Annotated in this window: 4 protein-coding genes; all 4 read left to right on the plus strand. The window is 43.6% G+C overall.

What is annotated here, in order from left to right; genetic code table 11:
- Positions 1-80 precede the first annotated feature (80 nt).
- Complete coding sequence (gene tssD / locus HMPREF0666_RS11485) at positions 81-479, plus strand: type VI secretion system tube protein TssD (protein WP_004384141.1); 399 nt, start codon at positions 81-83, stop codon at positions 477-479.
- A 182-nt stretch (positions 480-661) separates the two neighbouring features.
- Positions 662-2503 carry a type VI secretion system Vgr family protein gene (locus HMPREF0666_RS11490; protein WP_009012527.1) on the plus strand — a complete coding sequence of 614 codons (1842 nt, stop codon included), beginning with the start codon at positions 662-664 and terminating at the stop codon, positions 2501-2503.
- A gap of 62 nt (positions 2504-2565) precedes the next feature.
- Positions 2566-2895: a hypothetical protein gene (locus HMPREF0666_RS11495; RefSeq protein ID WP_232214102.1), complete on the plus strand. Its 330-nt coding sequence runs from the start codon at positions 2566-2568 to the stop codon at positions 2893-2895.
- A 161-nt stretch (positions 2896-3056) separates the two neighbouring features.
- The coding region (locus tag HMPREF0666_RS11500) for a helix-turn-helix domain-containing protein (RefSeq protein ID WP_009012529.1) at positions 3057-3368 on the plus strand (312 nt) is incomplete at its 3' end.

A 3368-nucleotide genomic window follows, 5' to 3' on the forward strand; every position in this document is an offset into this window, starting at 1 on the left:
TCTTTTTTGTTTCTCATACGTGAGGGAAATTAAGATGACCTCGTTTTCTTATTTTTCTAACTACTTTAAAATTATCTATCATGAGTTCATTTAGAGCAACATTGGAATTAGGTGGCAAGGAGTACGACGTACTCTATTCTAACTACGAGTTCAGTCGTACGACTGACAAGAAGGGTCAGCCTGCATCAAGTATCTCTGGTGGTCGTATCAGCGTCACTATCGAGTCTACTGATGACACTTCTACTATCGAGGCTATGCTCAACAGTCAGTTCAAGCCTGTTGAGGGTAAGATCGTTTACAAGAAGAGTGAGGAGGATGCTAAGATGAAGGAGATTTCTTTCAAGAATGCTTACATCGTTCACTACAAGGAGACACTCGACGTAAACAACGAGGCGCCGATGACCATCGCGATGACCTTCTCTGCTGAGAATATCACTGTGGGTAATGCCGAGCTCGACAACCGCTGGCCTCGTTCATAGGTCTAAGAAACTTAAGGACTGTGTTGGGCTACGTGCTTGACATGGTCCTTTTAGCTTTCTATTTAGGTCTCACCGCTGTAGGATATACCTCTAAGCAGTTGAGATCGTCACCTTATTTATATATAGGGAACAAATCTTATTAAATCGCTTTTCAGCCTTAATTACCTCAAAAAATATATTCAATGGCAATACCTTTTAATCCCATCTCCATCACCATAGGAAAGGATGGACTTTCTTCTTTTAAATCACTTCGTATCGACCAAAGTACTGGGGCACATCATCACTTTGACCTCACGGTTGACCTTGAGTCGGGAGGTAACAGACAGGTGCATAACATCAGTAGCAGTAAAGAGTGGCTCGGCAAGGATATCATAGTGAAAGCTGCGAACAAACCATTCTTCTGCGGCATTGTGACGAACATTGAGTTGCATCGCGATGGCAGCGACTTCGGGTGTATACAGGTGTCTGGATACTCCTCTACTTATCGTATGGAGACGGCACCGAGCTGTTACTCATGGAATGACAGGTCGATTGGTGATGTTGTAAAGAGTCTGTGCAGTGATGGTAAGGTGCAGTTGGCATTGAATGCGGCACACAAGAAACAGTTGGATTACATCTGCCAATATGAGGAATCTGACTTCGATTTCGTTCGTCGTCTCGCCTTGCAGTATCAAGAGTGGATGTATTATGATGGTCTGAAACTTGTCTTCGGTAAGCCAAGACGATTGCCAGACCCTATCAAGATGGAATTTGGCACGTCACTGAGTTCCCTCAATATTGGCCTACAAACATTAGCTCGTCCAGAACAGGTGTTTACGTTCCATTCTGGTGCAAACCGTGAGATGGACCGCAAGACGCCTGATAAGGCTTACGGACATGACAGGATGGCGGGTGATGCGTTCCGTGCTGCGCTCCCCTCCTACCCTAAAGCGGCTCGCCAGTACTCCATACAGCGTGTCAGCTCTATCGATGATCTTGAGAATTATGTACTCCTAAAACAAGCAGCCGAAACGGCTGAGACCCATTATGTCACAGCCGAAAGCCAGGACCCAAGACTACACGTGGGTTCGGTGGTAAGTTTGTATAGTTCTTTCTTAAAGGGAGTTGGTAATCTCTCCCAAGAGAGCTTAGGTGATTTTATCATCATCGAGATGACCCATGAAGTGAGCGAGAGCTGTTATTACAAAAACCGTTTCAAAGCCATTCCTGGTACTGTAATGAGTCTGCCTAACCCAAAGGTTGAAATGCCTCTGGCTGAAACGCAGATGGCAACGGTGCTAAGCAATGCCGACCCACATGAAGCAGGTCGTGTGCAGGTGCGCATGAATTGGCAAACCGACAACATGCGAACAAGTTGGGTGCGTGTGATGACACCAGATGGTGGTGGCAGCAAAGACGTAAAGAGCAACCGCGGCTTCGTTTTCATCCCAGAGGTAGGCGACCAAGTCCTCCTCGGCTTCCGTCATGGTGACCCCGCCCGCCCCTACGTTATGGGCAGCCTGTTTAATGGAACGACAGGTGGTGGCGGTGGCCAAGGCAACAACTGCAAAAGCCTCACCAGCCGCACTGGCTGTGCCTTGAAACTTAATGATTCTAAAGGAAGTGTCACGCTGCATGACAAGGGCGGCGTAAGCATGAACTTTGATGGTGCTGGTAACCAAACTTTAGCTACCAGAGCATCTGCAACAACAACTGTTGGTAAAGACGCCAGTGTCTTAAGAATGGACAAGGATGGTAATATAGACTTATCTGGACATACAAAGGTCCGCATCTCCATAAACGAGTCGACCTATATCCAACTAACAGATGGTGAAATTGATATAATCTCCCCAGTCGTAAAAGTTATATCTTCTGATGTAACACAAATATCTAATACAAATGGTGATGATACGGGAGTTATCGTTAACTCAGATGTTACTATTAATAATGTTGGCAATGTTAATATTAATAGTAACGAAGATGTAAATATTTACAGCAACAGAGATGTGAGCATCACGGGCTTTAATGAAGTCAAAATTAATTAATAATATTAATTTAATGAATGATGCAGAAAATATATCATATAACGCAGACGACCAAGCTCCTTATGAATGGTAGCATTATTGTGGAAAATTCTGTTACTCAGAAATGGGCTGTGTCGTTTCCAATTGAACGACATATACTCATAGAGGTTTTGGACGCACCGAAGCAAGAAGAGAATGCTGAAATTTTTAAACTGCTCACCATTATAAACAAACCTGCTTATAAGGTTTTGTTTGACTTTGGCAATGATGATAAGATTATAATCTGCAATAAAAAAGAAATAGGAGAAGCATGGGAAAAAAGTAAGGATGAAGTAGAAAAGACATTTGGTTCTGACGATTCTATAAAGAATTTCTTGGCTTTATCGAAAGAAGGCTACGCAAGTTCAACATAGAACTGCAATCCCAAGTGCTGGTGTAGCTTAATAATCTATACCTGAAAACACCGAGGGGTTTGGGGGCGAGAAGCCCCCATGAGAAGAAAATCAACAAGCAATGCATAAAAATAAGAAAGGGAGACCTCTGTCTCCCAAAGATTAATTAATTTTGCATTGCAATGTACAAACAATTAACCTCGGAGCAAAGGTACACAATTTCTGTGCTACTCCAAAATAGAACGAAACAAAAAGATATTGCCAAGGCGATAAATGTAAGTGCAAGTACAGTGTCTCGTGAAATAAGACGTAATAGCGGAGTCCGAAGACACTATAATTGGGAAACTGCCCAAGCAAATGCAGTACAAACAAGGCGCAGAAAGCCAGGCAATCGTTCAGTCGACAAGGATGTCATGGAAGAGGCGAAGCGCCTTCTTATTACTGAGCAATGGTCTCCAGAACAAATATCTGGTGTATTGGCCAAGGATGGCAAG

It is taken from the genome of Prevotella sp. C561 (assembly GCF_000224595.1).
Lineage (GTDB): Bacteria > Bacteroidota > Bacteroidia > Bacteroidales > Bacteroidaceae > Prevotella > Prevotella jejuni.